17 protein-coding genes and 1 pseudogene are annotated in these 21,112 nt (G+C 63.6%); 7 read left to right on the forward strand and 11 right to left on the reverse strand.

Going from position 1 to position 21,112, the window contains the following annotated elements:
* Positions 1-200: 200 nt before the first annotated feature.
* Positions 201-1,049 (reverse strand): caspase family protein, encoded by an 849-nt coding sequence (locus tag JQ621_RS34445; RefSeq protein ID WP_212241584.1) that lies wholly within the window; start codon positions 1,047-1,049, stop codon positions 201-203.
* A gap of 411 nt (positions 1,050-1,460) precedes the next feature.
* On the opposite strand from JQ621_RS34445, the gene JQ621_RS34450 reads away from it, so the two are divergent.
* The 3 genes from JQ621_RS34450 to JQ621_RS34460 all read left to right on the forward strand — a co-directional run bounded on the left by JQ621_RS34450 (position 1,461) and on the right by JQ621_RS34460 (position 5,452).
* Positions 1,461-3,191 (forward strand): hypothetical protein, encoded by a 1,731-nt coding sequence (locus JQ621_RS34450; protein WP_212241586.1) that lies wholly within the window; start codon positions 1,461-1,463, stop codon positions 3,189-3,191.
* A gap of 163 nt (positions 3,192-3,354) precedes the next feature.
* A complete protein-coding gene (locus tag JQ621_RS34455) occupies positions 3,355-4,080 on the forward strand; it encodes a thermonuclease family protein (protein WP_212241588.1) in 726 nt (241 codons plus the stop codon).
* Between the two features lie 184 nt (positions 4,081-4,264).
* A complete protein-coding gene (locus JQ621_RS34460; protein ID WP_212241590.1) occupies positions 4,265-5,452 on the forward strand; it encodes a pyridoxal-phosphate-dependent aminotransferase family protein in 1,188 nt (395 codons plus the stop codon).
* Positions 5,453-5,622: 170 nt separating this feature from the next.
* On the opposite strand, the gene JQ621_RS34465 is transcribed toward JQ621_RS34460, so the two are convergent.
* Entirely contained in the window at positions 5,623-6,729 is a 1,107-nt protein-coding gene (locus JQ621_RS34465) for a hypothetical protein (protein WP_212241592.1), read from the reverse strand.
* Positions 6,729-8,165, reverse strand: coding sequence for an MBOAT family O-acyltransferase (locus tag JQ621_RS34470; RefSeq protein WP_212241593.1), 1,437 nt, complete (start codon positions 8,163-8,165; stop codon positions 6,729-6,731). Before JQ621_RS34470 ends, JQ621_RS34465 begins: the two co-directional genes overlap by 1 nt.
* A gap of 195 nt (positions 8,166-8,360) precedes the next feature.
* On the opposite strand from JQ621_RS34470, the gene JQ621_RS34475 reads away from it, so the two are divergent.
* Positions 8,361-10,460: a S9 family peptidase gene (locus tag JQ621_RS34475; RefSeq protein WP_212241594.1), complete on the forward strand. Its 2,100-nt coding sequence runs from the start codon at positions 8,361-8,363 to the stop codon at positions 10,458-10,460.
* Between the two features lie 120 nt (positions 10,461-10,580).
* On the opposite strand, the gene JQ621_RS34480 is transcribed toward JQ621_RS34475, so the two are convergent.
* Both JQ621_RS34480 and araD read right to left on the reverse strand, forming a co-directional pair.
* Positions 10,581-11,300, reverse strand: coding sequence for a ribonuclease activity regulator RraA (locus JQ621_RS34480; RefSeq protein WP_212241595.1), 720 nt, complete (start codon positions 11,298-11,300; stop codon positions 10,581-10,583).
* Positions 11,301-11,416: 116 nt separating this feature from the next.
* Positions 11,417-13,153 carry an L-arabinonate dehydratase gene (araD, locus tag JQ621_RS34485; RefSeq protein WP_212241596.1) on the reverse strand — a complete coding sequence of 579 codons (1,737 nt, stop codon included), beginning with the start codon at positions 13,151-13,153 and terminating at the stop codon, positions 11,417-11,419.
* 257 nt (positions 13,154-13,410) lie between these two features.
* Here araD and JQ621_RS34490 point away from each other — a divergent pair, with 257 nt between their 5' ends.
* Positions 13,411-13,839 (forward strand): response regulator, encoded by a 429-nt coding sequence (locus JQ621_RS34490; protein WP_212241597.1) that lies wholly within the window; start codon positions 13,411-13,413, stop codon positions 13,837-13,839.
* A gap of 61 nt (positions 13,840-13,900) precedes the next feature.
* A complete protein-coding gene (locus JQ621_RS34495; protein WP_212241599.1) occupies positions 13,901-17,404 on the forward strand; it encodes a PAS domain S-box protein in 3,504 nt (1,167 codons plus the stop codon).
* 149 nt (positions 17,405-17,553) lie between these two features.
* Here the strand turns inward: JQ621_RS34495 and JQ621_RS34500 are convergent, their stop codons facing one another.
* Positions 17,554-18,189, reverse strand: coding sequence for a response regulator transcription factor (locus JQ621_RS34500; RefSeq protein ID WP_212241601.1), 636 nt, complete (start codon positions 18,187-18,189; stop codon positions 17,554-17,556).
* A gap of 164 nt (positions 18,190-18,353) precedes the next feature.
* On the opposite strand from JQ621_RS34500, the gene JQ621_RS34505 reads away from it, so the two are divergent.
* Complete coding sequence (locus JQ621_RS34505) at positions 18,354-18,656, forward strand: hypothetical protein (protein WP_212241603.1); 303 nt, start codon at positions 18,354-18,356, stop codon at positions 18,654-18,656.
* Positions 18,657-18,708: 52 nt separating this feature from the next.
* On the opposite strand, the gene JQ621_RS34510 is transcribed toward JQ621_RS34505, so the two are convergent.
* The 5 genes and pseudogenes from JQ621_RS34510 to JQ621_RS35700 all read right to left on the reverse strand — a co-directional run.
* On the reverse strand, positions 18,709-19,212 hold the full coding sequence (locus tag JQ621_RS34510; RefSeq protein ID WP_212241604.1) for a response regulator: 504 nt from the start codon (positions 19,210-19,212) through the stop codon (positions 18,709-18,711).
* A 141-nt stretch (positions 19,213-19,353) separates the two neighbouring features.
* Positions 19,354-19,671 carry a PilZ domain-containing protein gene (locus JQ621_RS34515; protein WP_212241605.1) on the reverse strand — a complete coding sequence of 106 codons (318 nt, stop codon included), beginning with the start codon at positions 19,669-19,671 and terminating at the stop codon, positions 19,354-19,356.
* Positions 19,672-19,673: 2 nt separating this feature from the next.
* On the reverse strand, positions 19,674-20,549 hold the full coding sequence (locus JQ621_RS34520; protein WP_212241606.1) for a CheR family methyltransferase: 876 nt from the start codon (positions 20,547-20,549) through the stop codon (positions 19,674-19,676).
* A gap of 34 nt (positions 20,550-20,583) precedes the next feature.
* Complete coding sequence (locus JQ621_RS34525; RefSeq protein ID WP_188106496.1) at positions 20,584-20,973, reverse strand: response regulator; 390 nt, start codon at positions 20,971-20,973, stop codon at positions 20,584-20,586.
* A gap of 35 nt (positions 20,974-21,008) precedes the next feature.
* A pseudogene (locus tag JQ621_RS35700) lies at positions 21,009-21,112 on the reverse strand (chemotaxis protein CheW); the annotation flags it as partial.

Here is a 21,112-nt window from a genome sequence, read left to right on the forward strand (position 1 = left end):
CTCGGGCGGCCACCCGGGCTGGGCCATTCCTCACGGAACGGCACCATCATAAGCGATCGCGCTAATACAAGGGTGGGTTAACCCCGCGGATTGCGCGAAGCGCAAACCGCTAGGCGTAACCCACCTCTTTGCTTTCCGCGCTGACGAGAGAGACGTGGTGGATTACGCCTTCGGCTAATCCACCCTACAAACCGAGCGAACTAACCGCCGGCTTCGCCGAAATTGACGTCCTCGAGCAGCGAGGAGGACACCGTCGGGACCTGGTCGCCTTCGGAGGCGCGGGAGATGGCGACGCGGGTCTTGTTGAAGACGCTCTCGGCGGTCCCCTGCGCATTGAGATGGTTGAGGAGCTCGCCGACCAGGGTCGAATGCTCGCCCTTGCCGTCGTCGACGACCTTGCCAGGCGAGGCCGAGGAGAGGATCAGCGCATTGTCCGGCGTGCCGATCGGCGCAAGACCGTGCGAATAAGAGCGGAAACGGCGCTCGTAAGGGTTACGGCGCGACGCATCGACGACGACCAGCTTGGCCTTTGCGCCCTGCTCCTTCATCATCTCGAGCACGCCTTCGATCGAGACGCCCTGGCGGCGGACGTCGCTTTCTTTCCAGATCACGGCATCGACCGGAAGCATGTAGCTCTCGCGGCCGGCCTGTACGCCGTAGCCGCCGAAGAACAGCATGACGACGGTGTCGTGCTTGATGCGGGACTTCAGGCGGTTGACGGCGCGGACCATGTCGTCCCTGCTGGCGTCCTCCACCATGTCGACGTCAAAACCGTTCTTGCGCAAGCTGGACGACAGCGCGCGCGCGTCGTTGATCGACTGCGTCAGCGGCGCGTTGGCGTCGGGATAATGACCATTGCCGATGACGAGCGCGACACGCGAAGCCTGGCTCACCGAGCCCGTGACCCGTTCGGTCGAAACGGCCTTGGCAGCGTCGAGCGCACGCATGTTGAAAGCGGCATGGGCGCCGATCGCCAGCGACACGGTGCCGATGAGGGCTGCTGCGAGCGCAATCGAGCGCCTGGAAATGTCGAGCTGCGTTAGGTTCATCTCGCTTCATTCCTGTCAGTGCCAAAGACCTGCCAAGCGCGCGCACACAGGTTGAGTAGCGCGATGGCGGCTTTAGGTTTGAGGGATTGGCCGGGGAGTGCCCCCGAATTGCGCGCAATTTGCGGCACCGCACCAAACAAACCTTTAACGGCATATGGTGTGCGCGGCAATAGATTGCCCAAAATTTGATATAAGCCACTGAATATATTACTTAATTACCTGATCCGGACCTCTCCGGTTTTGGTATCCAAGTAGCCTTCCAGAGGCCAAATAAAGCAGATCCCGTGCCGGGTTTTTCTGTGACTCCGTCACATTTGTATTTCTCGCGAATCCGGATAGCTTTTTCAAAGACTTGCGGGGGCGGGTCCCCAGCCAGGCCTCCGCACAAAGTCCCCCGCGACCAGGTATTTCATGAACTTTCATTATTTTGCAGGTGCCGCGTGCCGGGCGCTGACGGCCCGGAAAGACGGCCCTTCTCTTTATGACGTCTGCGATCCCGTATTGTCGGGCTCTGCCAGCGGCGATCCGCATCTGGCGAAATTCTACAAAACCGCGCTCGGCAATCCCGCGCTGCGCGTGCTGCTGCGACGTGCCGGCCTGAGCGAGTTGCGGGACGACGCCAAGCTGAACCGGCTGCGCGCGGCCCTGGTCCGCGCCCGCGACGATGCCGAGCCCGACTGGAACGCGATCGGCGGGCCCGTCGCCGATCTCGTCGACACCATCGCACTCGACCATCCCAAACCGCCGCCGGCGATGTTCACCGGCTCGGTTCCGCCGCAGGCGCAGATCGACGGGGTGATCCGCGACTGCGCGCAGCATCTGCTCGGCTCCTACAGCAAGAACGGCTTCCTGCCGACCTATGCCGCCTTCAATCTGATCGGCGATCCCGATTTTCGCGGGCGCGAGTTGATCATGGCGCTCACGGGGTTGAATGCCCGCGGCTACAAGAACTCGTCATTGTTGTTCAATCTCGCCCGCGTCTTCATCGCGCGTTCGCCCGCGCGCGCCGTGGTCAATCCGCCCTGGCGCGGGATCGCCGAGCCGATGTGGGAGCCGGTGCAGATCCGACATCGCTCGGCCTATTACGATGCGTTCTTCATCGAGGCGCTGCTCAGCTATGTCGAGAGCGGGCTCGCTTCGCCTGAAGACAAGACCGCGGCCGAACGCGCCATCGCCAACATGGTCGATTTCTGCGTCAACATCAGCCGCGAGGAGGTCGAGGGCACCAATGGTGCGCGCTTCAGTGTCATCACCGCGCTCGCGCCCGCGCCGCATCCGCGCTTTTCGCGCTATTTCGCCCAGATCAAGCAGGACCTCGGCTTCGGCGTCTACGTGCCCGACTGCGACACCACCGCATGCTCGATCTCCGCTGCGACGCAGGCCGGCTGCACCGATCCGATCATCGACCAGCCGTTGCTGGATTTCTATTCGGGCTATCAGGTGCAAGCCGGAATCAACGAGCCGCGCGTGACGGTGCCGCTGAACGACCTCATCGACTACGAGGGCGGCGTCGCGACCTGGATCGACAACCTTAGGGGCGAGCGGCCCTACGGCAACGATCTCGATCCCACCCTCAATCTCGACATTCTCGAGGTGAGCTTTCGCAATTTGGCGCGCTGGAAAGTCCTGGAGACGCCGTCGCGGCTTGCGACCGTGCATCGCATCATCGGCTTCCAGAAGCGGCTGGCGGCGAGCGGTGCCTTCGCCAATCCGCGCTCGCACATCTATTATCTGCCGGAGCTCTACAGCGCCTATTTCGGCCGCTGCTATGCGGCCTTCCTGGCGCTGCCGCTGGCGGCGCAGGCCGCAATCGATCCCGACGGCGATTTCGATTTCATCCGCCATCGCGTGCTCTCCTATGTCAAGGGCGAGCTGATGGCCGCCGAGATGAACGTGTTCGATGCGGCGCTGGCGTTGATCGCACTCGGCCATCTCGGCGCCGATCCGCGCGCCTTCGCACCGGCGCTGAACGTGATCGTCGCCGCGGTCGGTGAAGGTGGCCGCCGCGGACCGTTCCGTGCCTATGAATGGAACAAGATGAAAACCCCGACCCGGATTTTGGTCGGCGGTCCCGAGGTGACGTCGGCGTTCGTGCTGATGGGGCTTGCGCTGGCACGCAGGCGAATAGTGAATGGCGAGTAGCGAATGGGCTCATGGCGTCCCTATTCGCCATTTCCCATTCACAACTCGCCCGCTGCAATGACGGGAAGTTGAAAGCCTTCCCATCAGGCATATGCTGGCCTGATAGCCCAAAGCGGATCACAATTGCGGGCTCTATCGAGATTTTCCTCATACGCGGACCGGCATGTTGCGAAAATTCCTGATTGCGCTGTCTTTGCTCTGCTTGCCCTCGCTGGCGCAAGCGGCCGACATCACCGGCACCGCGAAGGTCCGCGATGGCGATTCCGTCCTGATCGGCACCACGCGGATCCGGCTCGGCGGGATCGACGCGCCGGCGGCCGACCAGCTCTGCCTCAACACCAAGGGCGAGCGTTGGACCTGCGGTGTCGCCGCGCGCGACGAGCTCGCCAAATACACCGAGGGCAAGAACTGGGTCTGTCATGCCCGTTCGATCGACCGGCGCGGCCGCACCGTGGCGCGCTGCGAGGTCGGCGGCGAGGACATCCAGAAATGGCTGGTGCGCAGCGGCTGGGCGCTGGCCTATGTCCGCGTCTCGAAAGACTACGAGGCGGACGAAGCCGCCGCGCGCGAGGCAAAGGCCGGGATGTGGCAGGGCGCCTTCATCGCGCCCTGGGATTGGCGCGTGCGCAACAAGAAAACCACCATCCTGGGCGCCGCGAAACCGCCCGAGGGAGCCCATTCCGTGCTACTCGCCTCGGCCTCGGGGCCGGTCGCCCCCTCGCCGGACTGCACCATCAAGGGCAACGTCAACTCATCCGGCGAGTGCATCTATCACACCCCGACCAGCCGCTGGTACGCCCAGATCAAGATGAAGATCAGCAAGGGCACCCGCTGGTTCTGCTCGGTCGAGGAGGCGGAGGCCGCCGGCTGCCGCGAGACCAGGAGATAGAGCATGGTCCGGCCCCGCAAGGCCGCGTTGGCGCAAAGTGTGAGGCGGTTTTCCGGCAAGACCATGCTCAAAACAAAAAGCCGCCCCAGACCTGCGTTTTGCGCGCTTTTCTCTGGCGCCGGCGCCGCGTAGAAGGTGTGATCGGCAACCCACCAGACGTCTTCACGACACAAGGAAGATAGCAATGACCGTTCGCGCGGGCCGGGAATTTCTGGCCATCCCCGGGCCCACCACGATGCCCGACGCGGTGCTGCAGGCGATGCATCGTCCGGCGATCGACATTTACTCCAAGGAGATGCTCGAGCTGACCGAAAGCCTACTCCGCGACATCTCGAACCTGTTCGCGACCAAGGGCAAATCCTACATCTATATCGCCAACGGCCACGGCGCCTGGGAAGCCGCACTGAGCAACGTGTTGTCGCGCGGCGACAAGGTGCTGGTGCTGGAGAGCGGCCGCTTCGCGATCGGCTGGGGCAATGCGGCAGCCTTGATGGGCGCCGAGGTCGAGGTGCTCAAGGGCGACTGGCGCCGCGCGGTGCGGCCGCATGAGGTCGAGGAGCGATTGCGCCGCGACACCGAGCACAAGATCAAGGCCGTCGTCGTCGTCCAGGTCGACACCGCCTCCGGCGTGCAGAACGACATCGAGGCGATCGGCAAGGCGATCAAGGCGGCCGGCCATCCCGCGCTCTACATGGTCGACACCGTGGCCTCGCTTGGCTGCATGCCGTTCGAGATGGACAAATGGGGCGTCGATGTCGCGATGTCCGGCTCGCAGAAGGGCCTGATGACACCGCCCGGTCTTGGCTTCGTGGCCGCCAGCGCGCGCGCGCAGGACGTCCACAAGACCGCGAACATGGCGACGCCCTATTGGAGCTGGCGCGAGCGCGAGGGCACCGAGAATTATCGCAAATATGCCGGCACCGCGCCGGTGCACCTGCTGTTCGCGCTGCGCAAGGCCATCGACCTCATTCACGAGGAAGGCCTGGAGAACGCCTTCCGCCGCCACGCGCTGCTCGGTGAAGCCACGCGGCGCGCCGTCGGCGCATGGACGGAGGGCCAGGTGCTCGGCTTCAACGTCGCCGAACCGCACGAGCGCTCCAACACCGTGACCACGGTGACGATGACCACCGGTCACGATCCCGCGGTGCTGCAACGCTACTGCAAGGAGAAGTGCGGCGTCGTGCTCGGCACCGGCATCGGCGACCTCTCGGGCCAGGCCTTCCGCATCGCCCATATGGGCCATGTCAACGCGCCGATGCTGCTCGGCACGCTCGGCGTCATCGAGGTCGGCCTCAACGCATTGAAGATCCCGCACGGCAAGGGCGGGCTCGAAGCGGCGGTGTCGTATCTCGGCGAGCAGGTGGCGGTGTAGGCGCAACGCCATCACCAATGTCGTCCCGGCGAAGGCCGGGACCCATACCGCGTGATGCATCGATCACGCGAGATCGCAGTACCAAAGTCCTTTTTACTGCGAGTCTTCGCCAAACTTCTCCCTGGGGTTATGGGTCCCGGCCTTCGCCGGGACGACGGCGGAATGTTTGGCTACGGCTGCGGCACGCGATACGTTTCGACCTGCGCCTTCAACTCATTCAGCGACGCGAGCGGTTTGTTCGGATCGACGCGATATTCCCCACTCGCCAGCCACCGCAGCACCTGCGCATCCACGAGCGGCGAATGGTGGATGACGTCGCCGTAATTGCTCAGATCGTGCGTCACCGCCTTGATCGCGCGAAAATCATGCAGGCGTACGTTGGGGAGCCGCGCCAGGCGCTGCGCGATATGCGCCGTGAGATCCATGACGATCCTCAGCGTCTCGGGTGAGGCATCGCGCATCGCGACGAATTGCAGGATCGAATAGGGCGGGAAGTAGATGTCGAACGTCACGTCCGGATGGCGCGCGATCAGACCGACGGCGTCCTGCTCGAAATGCCTGATCATGGTTTCGTAGCCATAACCTTCGCCGAGAAAGCGGCTGCGCGAAGGCGCCGTGATGTAGGCAAAGGACGCAAGCGCCTTGCTCGCGTTGTAGTCACGCGCAATGTCGAAATCCCGCGGCAGAGCGTAGATGTCGTCGACATCGGCCAGCGCGAATTTGACCGGAAGATACGGCGCCGCCTGAGTCAACGGCTGTCGCATCGGCGGGACCGACCGCAGCAGCGTGAAGAGCGATTCCTTGGCCATCGCCGCGCTGAACAGATAGGACGCGATGCCTTTGGCCGTCCGGCGATAGAGGTCCGTTGACAGATAAGGATCAACTTCGATGTCGGCCGCATCGACGAAGATGAAATCGTCCATCTCCCAGATCACCCTGCGGGCGCCGCGATCGATCGCCTGCTCCAGCACAAAAGTCTGCTGGCGCGAATTGGAGCCGGTCATCGCCAGCTTGAGCGAATGCACGCCGAGCACGCGGTCGATGTCGCTCTGGCGGAAATGGATCGCGAGCGAGGTGCCCATGAAGGCGGTGTCGAATGACTGGCTATGGATCAGCCCGGCATTCTGCACGCGGGTGTCGTCCGAGTAGAAGGCGCCAAGGCGCGACGGGCGGAACAATTGCAGGGGGTCGACGAGATAGGTCAGCAAAGCCGCGCCCATCACGCAGAGGATGGTCGCAACCAAAAGACGCCCCAGATCTGCGAGATTGCTGCGCATCAGAACCGGAAATAGATGAACTCGCTGTGGCTCTGGATGCCCAGAATGCCTGATGCGAGCACCAGCGACGCGCCATAGAGCATCAGCGGCCGCAAGCGTCCCGCCCGCAAGGCTTCGCCGACCCGGCGGTCGCCGTGATCATATCCCATGATGGCTTGCGTGTTCGGCGCCAGCCACACCAACGCCGCGTAGATCGCGATCAGCACCAGTGCCGCAATCTCCTCGCGGCCGAACACGATGTTTGACGGATCAGCCATCGCGTGAAGAACCCGCAGCGCCCATGCGACGCTCACAGCGCGGAAGAACACCCAGGCGATGACGACGGCAAGGAACGTCAGTACGGCCCCGGCGATACGGACTGGACGCGCAATCAACGGCGGAGCGTCGGGCACCAGCGCATTGAACGCATGGTTGATGCAGAGATAGGCGCCGTGCAGCGCGCCCCACGCGACAAACGTCCAGGCCGCGCCGTGCCAGAGCCCGCCGAGCAGCATCGTGATCATCAGATTGACATAGCGCAGCACGCGGCCGTGCCTGTTGCCCCCGAGCGGGATGTAGAGATAGTCGCGCAAGAACTGCGACAAGGTCATGTGCCAGCGGCGCCAGAATTCGACGATGCTGGTCGCCTTGTAGGGCGAGTTGAAATTCACAGGCAGGAAGATGCCGAACATCAACGATATGCCGATCGCCATGTCGGAATAGCCGGAAAAGTCGAAATAGAGCTGAAACGTGTAGGCGAGTGCACCCAGCCAGGCCTGGTCGAAACTCGGCGAGCGCGCCTCGAAGGCGAGCGCGACCAGCGGCTGGATTCCATCCGCAAGGCAGGTCTTCTTGAACAGCCCGATCGCGAAAATGATGACACCGCACAGGATCAGATGCGCGTCGGGATGTTTTGTTTGTTCCCGCTCGAATTGCGGGATCATGTCCTTGTGGTGGAGGATCGGTCCCGCGATCAGGTGCGGAAAATAGGTCACGAACAGCGCGTAATGCGGCAGCGCGTAGGCCGCGACCTGGCCGCGATAGGCATCGACCAGGAACGCAATCTGGGTGAAGGTGTAGAACGATATGCCGACCGGGAGCAGGATGTGGATCGCAACATGCGTTCCAGCCAGCGCGTTGATCGTCTCGGTCACGAAGCCGGCATATTTGAAAATGCCGAGCGCGAGGAGATCGCCCACGACACCAAGAGCGAGCGCGGCTTTGCGCCGTGAGGGGCCAAGCTTGGCCGCGATGAGGAGATGGCCAATACCGTAGTTGAAGGCGATCGAGATCAGCAACAGGGCCACGAACTGCCAATTGCCGATCGCATAGAAGGTGATCGAGGCCAGTGCCAGCCAGATCACCGGGGCAAGATTGCCGCGCCGCCCGAGCCAGAAATAGCCGGTCAGCACGACCGGCAGGAACAGCAGGATGAACGGGTAGGAGTTGAACAGCATCAGGCTGGACCGTCGGCGGCGGGATGATCGCCCCTAAAGCATAGAAGGGGCCGATCAACAACCCGGCGGCTTGAAGGAGTCGCGCTGGCAATTCGCGGAATCGGGACGATATAAGGCGGGACCCATCTTCCCCCTCTCCCCGCAAGCGGGGAGAGGCGAAGAGCAAGCGACATTGCGAATACGAATGAGGATCGAGTGACCCAGGCCAAGACACCCGCCCAGCCCCCCGTCGCCCCGCGGCGGCCGCACACCTTCACCCACCACGGCATCACCGTAACCGACGATTATGCCTGGCTGAAGGATGCGAAATGGCAGGAGGTGCTGCGCGACCCCAACGTACTCGACCCTGATATCCGCAAATATCTGGATGAGGAGAACGGCTACACCGAGAGCCTGCTCGGCCATACCGCAAGCCTGCAGAAGACGCTGGTGCGCGAGATGCGTGGACGCATCAAGGAGGACGATTCCAGCGTGCCGTCGCCGGACGGACCGTTCGCCTATTTCCGCAGATTTCGCGAGGGCGGGCAGCACGAGCTGTTCGGTCGCATGCCGCGTGGTGGTGGCGCCGAGCATATCGTGCTCGACGGCGATGCACTGGCAAAGGACCACAAATATTTCAAGTTCGGCGGCAGCCGTCACTCGGACGATCACAAGCTGCAGGCCTGGAGCGCCGACACCAAGGGCTCGGAGTATTTCACGATCCGCGTCCGCGACTGGGCGAGCGGCAAGGATCTCGACGACCTCGTCGAGGAGACCGATGGCGGCGTGGTCTGGAGCAAGGACGCAAAGTCCTTCTTCTATGTGAAGCTCGACGACAATCATCGTCCGATGCAGGTATGGCGGCACAGGCTCGGCACCGTCCAGGCCGACGACACGCTCGTCTATGAGGAGCAGGATCCGGGCTGGTTCACCCATCTGCACGAAAGCACCAGCGGCCGCTTCTGCGTGATCGCCGGCGGCGACCACGAGACGTCGGAGCAGCGACTGATCGATCTTTCCAATCCGGAGGCGCCGCCGCGGCTCGTCGCAGCCCGCGAAGAGGGCATTCAATATTCGCTCGCCGATCGCGGCGATGAGCTGTTCATCCTCACCAATGCCGATGACGCCATCGACTTCAAGATCGTCACGGCGCCGCTCGGCTCGCCCGAGCGCCAGAACTGGCGCGACCTGATTCCGTATCGTCCCGGCATCTACATCATCGACCTCGATCTCTACGCCGGTCATCTGGTGCGGCTCGAGCGCGCCAACGCGCTGCCCGCGATCGTGATCCGCGATCTCGCCGGCGGAGAGGAGCACGCCATCGCCTTCGACGAGGCCGCCTATTCGCTCGACACGATGGGTTCGTACGAATTCGACACCACGAATTTGCGCTTTGCCTATTCGTCGATGACGACGCCGTCCGAGGTCTATGACTATGACATGGCGAAGCGGACGCGCGTGCTTCGCAAGCGCCAGGAAATTCCGTCCGGCCACAACCCTGCCGACTACGTCACCACGCGCATCATGGCGAAGGCGCAGGATGGCGCCGAGGTGCCGGTCTCGATCCTGTATCGTCGCGGTCTCGCGCTCGATGGCGCGGCGCCGCTGCTGCTCTACGGTTACGGCTCTTACGGCATGGCGATGCCGGCCTCGTTCAATACCAATCGCCTGTCGCTGGTCGATCGCGGCTTCGTCTACGCCATCGCCCATATCCGCGGCGGCGCCGACAAAGGCTGGGGCTGGTATCTCGACAGCAAGCGCGAGAAGAAGACGAACTCGTTCGACGATTTCGCCGCAAGCGCCCGTGCGCTGATCGATGCGAAGTACACCAGCGCCAAGCGCATCGTCGGCCATGGCGGCTCGGCGGGCGGCATGCTGATGGGCGCGGTGGCGAACCGCGCCGGCGAATTGTTCGCCGGCATCGTCGCGGAGGTGCCGTTCGTCGACGTGCTCAACACCATGCTCGACGACACGCTGCCGCTGACGCCGCCGGAATGGCCCGAATGGGGCAATCCGATCGAGAGCGAAAGGGATTTCCGCACCATCCTGTCCTACTCGCCCTACGACAATGTTGCGGCGAAAGACTATCCGGCGATTTTGGCAATGGGCGGGCTTACTGATCCTCGAGTCACTTACTGGGAGCCCGCCAAATGGATCGCTCGCCTGCGTGCCACCATGACCGGCGGCGGTCCGGTCCTCTTGCGCACCAACATGGGCGCGGGCCATGGCGGCGCGTCCGGCCGGTTTGACCGGCTGGATGAAGTCGCGATCGTCTATGCGTTCGCGCTGTGGGCGGCGGGGATGGCGGAGGCTTAAGGTTCTCCCTCTCCCGGCTTGCGGGGAGAGGGTCGGGGTGAGGGGGAGTCTCCGCAATCACGGTGACAGACGGACTCGCGGAGAGTCCCCCTCACCCGCACGCGGGGAGAGGCGAAGAGACTACCGCCCGTTCTTCTTCCGCCACTCCGCGAAATCGATCGCCGTCTGCGGATCGGTCGCCGGATAAAGCCCGAAGATGCCGCGGCCCTTGCCGACTTCCTCGGAGACGAAATCCTCGAAAGCCGTCATCTCGACGGTTTCGTTGGCGATCTCGTCGGCAAGATGGGCCGGGATCACGATGACGCCATCGGCATCGCCGAGGATGACGTCGCCGGGAAACACCGGCGCATCGCCGCAGCCGATGGGAACGTTGATCTCGATCGCCTGATGCAGCGTGAGATTGGTCGGCGCTGACGGGCGATGGTGATAGGCGGGGATGCCGAGTTTTGCAATTTCGGCGGAATCGCGAAAACCGCCATCCGTGACGACGCCCGCGACGCCGCGCTTCATCAATCGCGTCACCAGGATCGCGCCGGCCGAGGCCGCGCGCGCGTCCTTGCGGCTGTCCATCACCAGCACGCTGCCCGCCGGGCAATCCTCGACTGCCTTGCGCTGCGGGTGGGAGCGGTCCTTGAACACGTCGATGGTGTTGAGATCCTCGCGTGCCGGCATGTAGCGCAGCGTGAAGGCCTCGCCGACCATGGTCGGCTGATCCGCACCGACGGGATGCACATCCTGAATCATCTGGATGCGCAGGCCGCGCTTGAACAGCGCGGTGGCGACAGTGGCGGTCGAGACGGATTTGAGCTTGGTGCGGGTGGCTTCGCTGAGTTTGGACATCGGGTTCTCTCTTGTCATTCCGGGGCGCGCGCAGCGCGAGCCCGGAATCCATCCGGCCGCAAGCGCTGTGGAACAATGGGTTCCGGGTTCGCGCTATGCGCGCCCCGGAACGACAGTCAGTAAATCGAAGGCTCGCCGACCGGCGCGCCGAAATCGGTCTCGAGGAAGTCGAAGTCGCAGCCGTCATTGGCCTGCTTGATGTGCTTGGTGAACATCCAGCCATAGCCGCGCTCGAAGCGCCGCTCGGGCTGCTTCCAGGCGGCGCGGCGCTTCTCCAGCTCGGCCTCTGATACGTCGAGGTTGATGGTACGCGCGGCGACGTCGAGCGTGATGCGGTCACCGTTCCGCACCAGCGCCAGCGGGCCGCCGATATAGGATTCCGGCGAAACATGCAGGATGCAGGCGCCGTAGCTGGTGCCGCTCATGCGTGCATCCGAGATGCGCACCATGTCGCGCACGCCCTGCTTCACCAGCTTGGTCGGGATCGGCAGCATGCCCCATTCCGGCATGCCCGGTCCGCCCTGCGGCCCTGCATTGCGCAGGATCAGGACGTGGTCTTCGGTGACATCGAGGTCGGGATCGTCGACCGCCTTCTTCATCGAAGGATAGTCGTCGAACACCAGCGCAGGGCCGGTGTGCCTGAGGAAGCGCGCCGCGCAAGCGGAGGGCTTGATCACGCAGCCGTCGGGCGCGAGGTTGCCCTTGAGCACGGCAAGCGCGCCTTCCTTGTAGATGGGATTGTCGACGCCGCGGATGACATCGGCATTGTGCACCTCGGCCCCGTCGATGTTCTCGCCGAGAGTCTTGCCGCTCACGGTGATACAATCGAGGTGCAGATGCGGCTTGATCTGTCCCATCAGCGCCGGCAGGCCGCCGGCATAGAAGAAATCCTCCATCAAATAGGCATCGCCGCTTGGACGGACATTGGCGATCACGGGCACCTTGCGGCTCGCGATCTCGAAATCGTCCAGACCGATATCCTGTCCGGCCCGGCGGGCCTGGGCGATCAAATGGATGATCGCATTGGTGGAGCAGCCCATCGCCATCGCCACCGCAATCGCGTTCTCGAAAGCTTTCCGGGTCTGGATCGTCTTCGGCGTCAGATCCTCCCACACCATCTCGACGATGCGGCGGCCGCATTCGGATGCCATGCGGATGTGATTGGCGTCCGCCGCGGGAATCGAGGAGGCTCCAGGCAGCGACATGCCGATCGCCTCGGCGATCGCGGTCATGGTCGAGGCCGTGCCCATGGTCATGCAGGTGCCGTAGCTGCGCGCGATGCCGGCCTCGATATCGAGCCAGTCCTTGTCGGAGATTTTGCCGGCGCGGCGCTCGTCCCAATATTTCCAGCCGTCGGAGCCGGAGCCGAGCGTCTTGCCCTTCCAGTTGCCGCGCAGCATCGGGCCCGCCGGCAGATAGATCGCCGGGATGTTCATCGAGGTCGCGCCCAACAGCAGCGCCGGCGTGGTCTTGTCGCAGCCGCCCATCAGCACCACGCCGTCGACGGGATGGCTGCGGAGCAGCTCCTCGGCTTCCATCGCGAGGAGATTGCGATAGAGCATGGTCGTCGGCTTCAGCAGCGATTCCGAGAGCGACAAGGCCGGCAATTCGACCGGCAAGCCACCGGCCATCAGGATGCCGCGCTTGACGTCGTCGACGCGCGACTTGAAGTGCATGTGGCAGGGCTGCGCCTCCGACCAGGTGTTGATGATCGCGATGCACGGCCGGTCCTTCCACTCCTCCGGGGCGTAGCCCATCTGCATGGCGCGGGAGCGGTGGCCGAACGAGCGGAGATCGTCGGGTGCGAACCAGCGTGCACTGCGGAGCTGGTCGGGTGTTTTCTTCCTGGTCATGATCCTCGTCCGTCAGGGAATCCGCCCTGCTCTTCCCACAGGGTGTCCGCCCCTCGCAAGGCACCGGGTCATTGGCGGGATGGATCTCTGGTATGCACGCAGGCGTGCATACACCAAGGTGCGCCGCAATATCGGGCCGGTCATGGCGGGCGGTTCCGAAGTGCTTGCAGGACAGGCACAATCCGCGCAACATTTCGTACTGTTGCTTCGATTTGGGCGGTCGGGGGCAGCTCCTCAGACCCCGGAGGGTTTCAGACGTGGCCAACATCCTGATCGTGGATGACGACCCGGCCGTTCAGTCGACGATCCGGCTGCTGCTCGAGCGGGCGGGTCACCGCGTGACGGTGGCCGGCGACGGCCGCAAGGGGCTCGCTTTGTCCGAGGCCAGCGCGTTCGACCTGCTGTTCCTCGACATCTACATGCCGGGCATGGACGGACTGGAGACGATGCGTCACGTCCGGGTACAGCGGCCGGCGATGCCGATCATCGTCATTTCGGGCCGCTCGATCACACCGGACACCTATGCCGAGCCGGATTTCCTGAAAATGGCGACCAAGCTGGGGGCGGTCGCGAGCTTGCAGAAGCCATTCCGGGCCGACGCGCTGCTGGCGGCGGTCGACCGCTGCCTGACCGCGGCGCAGCCATCATCTCCGCCACACATCGATGCCGATTCCGGCAGCCGATGACGGGGGCACCGATGTCGCGTAGAACATTCGGGTCCATTCTCGACGCCGCACGAAGTCCGACATGAAGCTCGCAACCCGACTGGCCATCGCGATGATTCTGCTGGTCGCGGTTGCTGTCGCCGCGGTCGGGTGGCTCAGTCATTACACTCTGGAGCGGGCGTTCCTGCCACGCGTGCTCGACCGTATCGAGACCCAATCGGGGCTGCTGGCCTCCCAACTCGAAGCCCAGACCAGCGGTGCGCGCGCCGATATTGCGACATTCCATTCCCGCGCCGCCGTGCGCGGCTTGATCGACGCTCATTTCAACAACGGCATCGATCCGAGCGACCATGTGTCCGAGAAGACCTGGCGGGAGCGGCTGCTGGTGCAACTCGCGGCCCTCGTCGGGGCCAACCCGACTTACGCCAAATTTCGTGTCATCGGAGCCGACGGCAGCGAATATCTGCGCGTCGACCGCTCCGGCCCGGAAGGATCCGTCCGAATCGTTCCTGACGACGCCCTGCAAAACAAGGAAGATCGCTTCTTCTTTCAGGAAGCAAGCAAGCTGTCCGAAGACCAGGTCTATGTCTCGCCGGTCGATCTGAACGTCGACAACGGCGTGATTCAGATGCCACATGTGCCGACATTGCGCGTCGCGGCACCGCTATACGGAGCCGATCACCGGTTGTTCGGCATCGTCGTCATCAATATCGACATGCGCCCGGTGCTCGACCGCATTCGCATCACGACCCGGCGCGGCGAAAAGGTCTATGTCGTCGGCCGCAACGGCGATTACATCGTGCACCCGGATCGGACCCGCGAGTTCGGCACACAGCTGGGAGCACCGACACGCTGGCAGGACGACTTCCCCCATTTCGCCAACGTCACCGGATCGACGCAAGGCGCCGCCCAGATCGTGACTGGAAGCGACGGCAGGCCGAGCGGCACCGCGATCGCGCCTGCGATCCTGGCCGAGGGACAATGGGTCGGCATCATCCGTGTCGTGCCTTACGCCGTCTTCATGGCCCCGGCCTTTGCGATCGAGCAGACGAGCCTGACGATCGGCATCATCGCGGTGCTGGTCGCGGCCGCGCTTGCCCTGCTGCTGGCGCAGTCGCTGACCCGGCCGATCGGGCGGTTGACCCGTGCGGTCGAGGCAATCGGAAGCGGAAAGCCTGCGGTGATCCCGGTCGACGCCGGGGGTGAAACCGGCATGCTCGCGCGCGCCTTCGCTCACATGGTCGAGGAGACCAAGGCCAAGACGTCGGCGCTGGAGTATGAGATCGAGGAGCGGCGGCGCACCGAGGCCGCTCGCGATCAACTCGCGGTGCGCGAGCGCCTGTTCAGCGCAGCGGTCGAATCCTCCGACGATTCGATCGTCATGCAGACGCTGGACGGCACCATCATCGGGTGGAACACCGCGGCCGAACGCCTTTACGGCTATTCCGCCGAAGAGGCCGTCGGACAGCCGACCTCGATGCTCCTGCCGGCCGATCGCAGCGAAGAGGGCAGTAATTATCTGCAGCGGATCGCACGGGGTGATCGGATCGAGCATTTCGAAACCGTGCGCGTCCGAAAGGATGGCACTCCGGTCGAGATTTCGGTGAGTCTGTCGCCAATCCGGGACACCGCAGGCAAGATCATCGGCGCATCCGGCACGGCACGCCTCCTCACCGATGCACGACGAACCGAGCGCGCGCTGCAGCAGCAGCTGGAGGAGCGGCGGCAGCTGTTCGATACCTCCGAAGACCTGATCATGATCATGGATTCGCGCGGTCACCTGGTCCAGATCAGCCCGAGCAGCGAGGCCGTGCTCGGCTACAAGCCGGAGGAAATGATCGGACGCAGCGGCGTCGATTTCATCCACCCTGACCACCTCGAGAATTCGCGTCGGGAGATGCGCGAACTCAGGCGCGGCGGGCATCCGAAGCTTGCCGATACGCGCTGCATCCGCAAGGACGGCCGCGCGGTCTGGCTGTCCTGGCTCGGCAACTGGTCGGACAAGGCCAAGCGCTTCTTCTTCGTCGGTCGCGACATGACCGAAGCGAGGCAGGCCGCAGAGGCCTTGCGCGACAGCGAGCAACTTGCGCGCAACATCATCGAGACTGCGCTCGATGCCTTCATTCAGGTCGACGAGCGTGGCATCATTGTCAACTGGAGTTCGCGGGCCGAAGAGCTGTTCGGCTGGAGCCGCGACGAGGCACTGGGCAAGAGCTCGATCGACTTGATCGTCGCCCCGCGAGAACGAGAGAAGCAAAGGGCGGATCTCTCGGATTTTCTTGGTATCCATAGCGGCCGCCCATCGATTCAAAGCCGACGTGAAATGATGTTCATCCGCCGCGACGGCACGGAATTCATGGCTGAGCAGAGCACCACGTGGCTCAAGCACCGCCAGGGCCTGGTCTTCAACGTCTTCTACCGCGACCTCACGGCGAAGATCACCGCCGAGGAACGCATCCGCCATGCCGAAAAGATGGAGGCGGTCGGCCAGCTCACCGGCGGCGTGGCGCACGATTTCAACAACATCCTCACCGTCATCACGGGGACGATCGAAATCCTGGCCGATGCCGTGGCCAAGGATCCCGGCCTTGCCGCGATCACGAAAATGATCGACGAGGCGGCCGGGCGCGGCGCCGAGCTGACCCAGCACCTGCTCGCCTTCGCTCGCAAGCAGCCGCTGCAACCGCGCGAGATCGACATCAACTCGCTGATCATCGACACGGCAAAGCTGCTGCGGCCGACGCTCGGCGAACAGATCCAGATCGAATCCGTGTTCGAGGACGAGAGCTGCGTCGCGGTGGTCGATCCCAATCAGCTCACCACCGCGATCCTCAACCTCGCGCTCAACGCGCGTGACGCGATGCCCGGCGGTGGCAAGCTGATCATGGAGACCGGTGCCGCCTATCTCGACGAGGTCTATGCCAGCTCCAACGATGTCTCGCCCGGTCATTACGTGCTGATCGCAGTGAGCGACACCGGCGCCGGCATTCCGTCCCACATGCTGGCGCGCGTATTCGATCCCTTCTTCACCTCGAAAGGTCCGGGCAAGGGCACCGGCCTCGGCCTCTCGATGGTCTACGGCTTCATCAAGCAGTCCGCCGGCCACATCAAGATCTACAGCGAGGAGGGCCACGGCACCACGATCAAGATGTACCTGCCGCCGGGCAAGACGCCGACGGCTGCGGCCGATGGCGTGATGTCGGCATCGATCGAGGGTGGCCACGAAACCATCCTCGTGGTCGAGGACGACCGGCTGGTGCGGGAATACGTGCTGGCACAGCTGCATTCGCTCGGCTACGTGACCCTGCAGGCCGCCAATGCCGCGGAAGCGCTCGCGATCGTCGCCAGCAGCACGCCGTTCGACCTGCTGTTCACCGACGTGATCATGCCGGGCAAGATGAATGGACGGCAGCTCGCCGACGAGGTGCAGAAGACGCGGCCAGACCTCAAGGTGGTCTACACCTCAGGCTATACCGAGAACGCGATCATCCACCACGGCCGGCTGGATTCAGGCGTGCTGCTACTGGCGAAGCCCTATCGCAAATCCGACCTGGCGCGGATCATCCGCAAGGCGCTGCAGGCGTAAGGCGCGATCGGGTGTCCCGGACAAGACGCGGCGCGCAACGCTGCGACGCAGAGCCGGGACTCAAAACTGACGGCAGCGGAGTTGGAGAGATGGGCCCGGCGCAGCGGCGCATCATTCATGATGCGCCGTGTCCGGGGCACCGGACCATTTTACGACGCGCGCTGGGCCGCGGTCATCACGATGCGGATCAGATCGGCGGCATTACGGGCGCCGAGCTTCTTCATGATGTTGGCCCGATGATCCTCGATGGTCCGAGGGCTGATGCCGAGCGTGCGGCCGGCTTCCTTGTTCGAGGCACCGGCAGCAAATTGCTCGAGCACCTCGCGCTCCCGGCGGGTCAGCGGCTCGCGCCCCGGGAAATGCAGTGAGCCGAACTTCGGCGACGCGTTCTCTGCCTGCCTGCGTGCATAAGCTCCGATCGCATCGTCCAGCCGGCCGACGATCTCGCTGCCGCGGAACGGCTTCTCGATGAAATCCAGCGCACCGCTCTTGATGGCACCCACCGCCATCGTGATGTCGCCCTGCCCGGAAATCATGAAGATCGGAGCCGGATAGTCCTCGCCATGCAGCTCCTTCAGAATGTCTAGACCCGACTTCCCGGGGATATGCACGTCGAGCAGGATCGCAGCCGGTGTACGGCTTCGCGCGACGGAAAGCAGTGCTGCGCCGTCGGCAAAACAGATCACCTCATAACCGGCTGCCTTCAACACCATCGATAGGGTGTCGCGAACAGCAGGATCGTCATCGACGACGAAGATCTCACCACGGGAGGTTTGTTCGACCATGTGCCATGTCCATTCGCCAAGCCACGCCGGCATTCAAGGACTCGTGTCCGCGCCTAACGTTTATGACTTGCGGCGCAGATTCGGCCCACCCGCATTTGTACGGGACATGAACTTAACGCACAAGTAGCGCTGAAGTGCCTTATTGCGGGAGACGGAGAATATCCATGCTAAATTACGCAGGCACACCCCCGCTCGCCGCGATGGCTGAAACCGACAGCCGTCAGTTGATCGCAGCCGAACTTCGCTCCCTGATCGCGCGCATCGAGATCAGCATGCGTCTGGTCGACGCCGCCATGCAGCCGGACGGCGATGGCGCTATCTCGAGCTCCGGCTTGGGTTCCACAGAGATCGTCGTGCTTGACGACGTCACGCCCCGTTATGCCACGACGAGCGCCGCCCTGAACTCCTGCCGGGCCGAGCTCGACCGGGCCCTGCAAGATCTGTCGGAATCCGGCAATCCAGTCTAGACCGCGATCGGTGCGGCCGATCAGCCGTGCGACCGCATGACAGCACCGCGCCTCAGGCGCGGTGCCGCTCCACGATCGCGTCGGCGGCGACGCCACCCCAGGTATGGATCGTCGGCAGGCCCATCGCGGTCTTGCCGAGATTGGCGAGGCTGATGCGTAGTGCCGCGAGATCCAGCGGCTTCGGCAGGCTCTGAAGCTCGATGCCCACAGAGCGGGCGAAGCTGCGGGCGGCACTGCGGCGCTTGCCGTCCATGCCGCTGATCACGATCACCGAGCCCGTGAATTTCGCCGCCGCCATCTCGCGCAGCACGTCGATGCCGTCGCCATCCTCCAGCACGAGATCGAGCGTCACGCAGTCGAAACGCGCACCGCGCAGCTTTTCGATCGCTTCGGCAACCGACGGCGCAACGGCCACTTCATGGCCGGCCTGCTTGGCGGCGACCGTGATCAGGCTGCGCTGCGTGGCGTCGTCATCGACCACCAGGAGCTGAAGCGCGCGCCGCTCGGCGACGTCGGGCAAGTTTGACGAAACGGGAGAGAGAGAGCTTCTTGGCATGGACGGCCCCTGAAATTGCGACCTGCAATGGCTACACGGCGCGCGCTTAAGTGGCGTAAAGCCAGGCCCGCCAATTCGCTCGGATGTTTTCAGAAAATGTGAAGCAATGCGTTGGGAACGCGTCGCACAATGTGCGGGCGATCATACCACCGCGTCGTGGCCGCCGGCGGCGCCGCGCTTCTTGCGGTTCTTGCCACGCAGGAACTGGATGTCCATCTCGGCGCCGTTGACCCGCACCAGCTCGCAGCGGCGATAGGCAAGGCCGGTGGACGAGAGCAGCAGGAAGAACTCCTTCAGGTTCAACCCCTGGATCGAGCCCTCCACCGTCAGTATGGCATCGGTATCGGAAATCGCATTGAGCGTACAGTCGCGCCGCCACGTGCCGTCGATGGCCATGATGCAGACATCGTAGCCCCGACTGAACGTGACGCGCTCGACGCCCTTGCCGTCCTCGGCCATGCCTATCGTCCTGCCATGGCCATGCGCGGCGCTGCGGCAGCATCGGCCGGCTTGGCCGCAGCCGCACGTGGATCGTTCGGCTTGTAGAGGCCGCGGCGATCGGCAATCGGCCTGAACGTATCGGTCAGTCCGACCACGGTCTCCGCCGCACCGAGCACCAGGAAGCCGTCGGGCTCGATCTGGCGGGCAAGGCGGTTGAAGATATTGATCTTGGTTTCCTGGTCGAAATAGATCAGCACGTTGCGGCAGAAGATGACGTCGAACGTGCCGAGGTGCGAGAAGTCCTGCAGCAGATTGAGCTGCCGGTGCTGGATCATCGCCCGCAGCTCGGGGTTGATCTGCCAGGTTTCGCCAGTCTGCTTGAAATATTTCATCAGCATCTGGATCGGCAGACCGCGCTGCACCTCGAACTGGCTGTAGACGCCGGCCTTGGCTTTCTCCAGCACTTCCTGCGAGAGGTCGGTCGCTATGATCTCGATGCGCCATCCGGTGAGGGCCGCGCCCATCTCCTTCAGGGTCATCGCCAGCGAATACGGCTCCTGCCCGGTCGAGCCGGCGGCGCACCAGATCCGCACGCTGCGGCGGCCGGCGCGGGCCTTGATGATGTCCTGCATGATGGTGTCGCGGAAATGGTCGAACGGGACCTTGTCGCGGAAGAAGAAGGTCTCGTTCGTGGTCATGGCTTCGACCACGCTGGTAATCAGCGCGCTCGAGCCGGCTTGCAGCTTCTGCACCAGTTCGGGGATATCGGACAGCCCGGCTTTGCGTGCCAGCGGCAGCAGGCGGCTCTCGATCAGATATTGCTTGTCGGCGGACAGGTCGAGACCCGAGCGCTCCTTCAGCAGCTTACGCAGATACTCGTAGTCGGGCGAGTTCACAGGATACCTCTTGACGCTACTAACAGGTGTATTTTCAGGCCGCTGTCTCTTCTTCGCGCGCGACCAATCCGACTTCCTGGAACTTCGCCAAAACGATTTCCTTGTCGAACGGCTTCATGATGTATTCGTTGGCACCGCCGCCCATTGCCTTGGTGATGTGATCGATGCCGTTCTCGGTGGTGCAGAACACCACCTTGGGCTCGTCGCCGCCCGGCATCCGGCGCAGCGTGCCCAGGAACTGGAAGCCGTCCATGACGGGCATGTTCCAGTCGAGCAGGATGGCCTCCGGCATGGCCTTCTTGCAATGGACCAGCGCCTCGACGCCGTCTTCGGCTTCAATGACTTGGAAGCCCAGCGCTTCGACGATGCGACGCGCGACCTTGCGAACGATGCTGGAATCGTCAACCACCAAACAGGTCTTCATCTTGGATCTCCGGCTAAAATGTCTTTCGTGAAAGTTCAGGCAGCCATCTGCACTTCGGTCTTGAGCTCGAGAACGCGATCGACGTCGAGGACGACCATGAGCTGGCCGTCGAGACGGTGGACGCCGCCGGCGAGCTTGG

Source organism: Bradyrhizobium manausense (assembly GCF_018129685.1).
Taxonomy (GTDB): Bacteria; Pseudomonadota; Alphaproteobacteria; order Rhizobiales; family Xanthobacteraceae; genus Bradyrhizobium; species Bradyrhizobium manausense_D.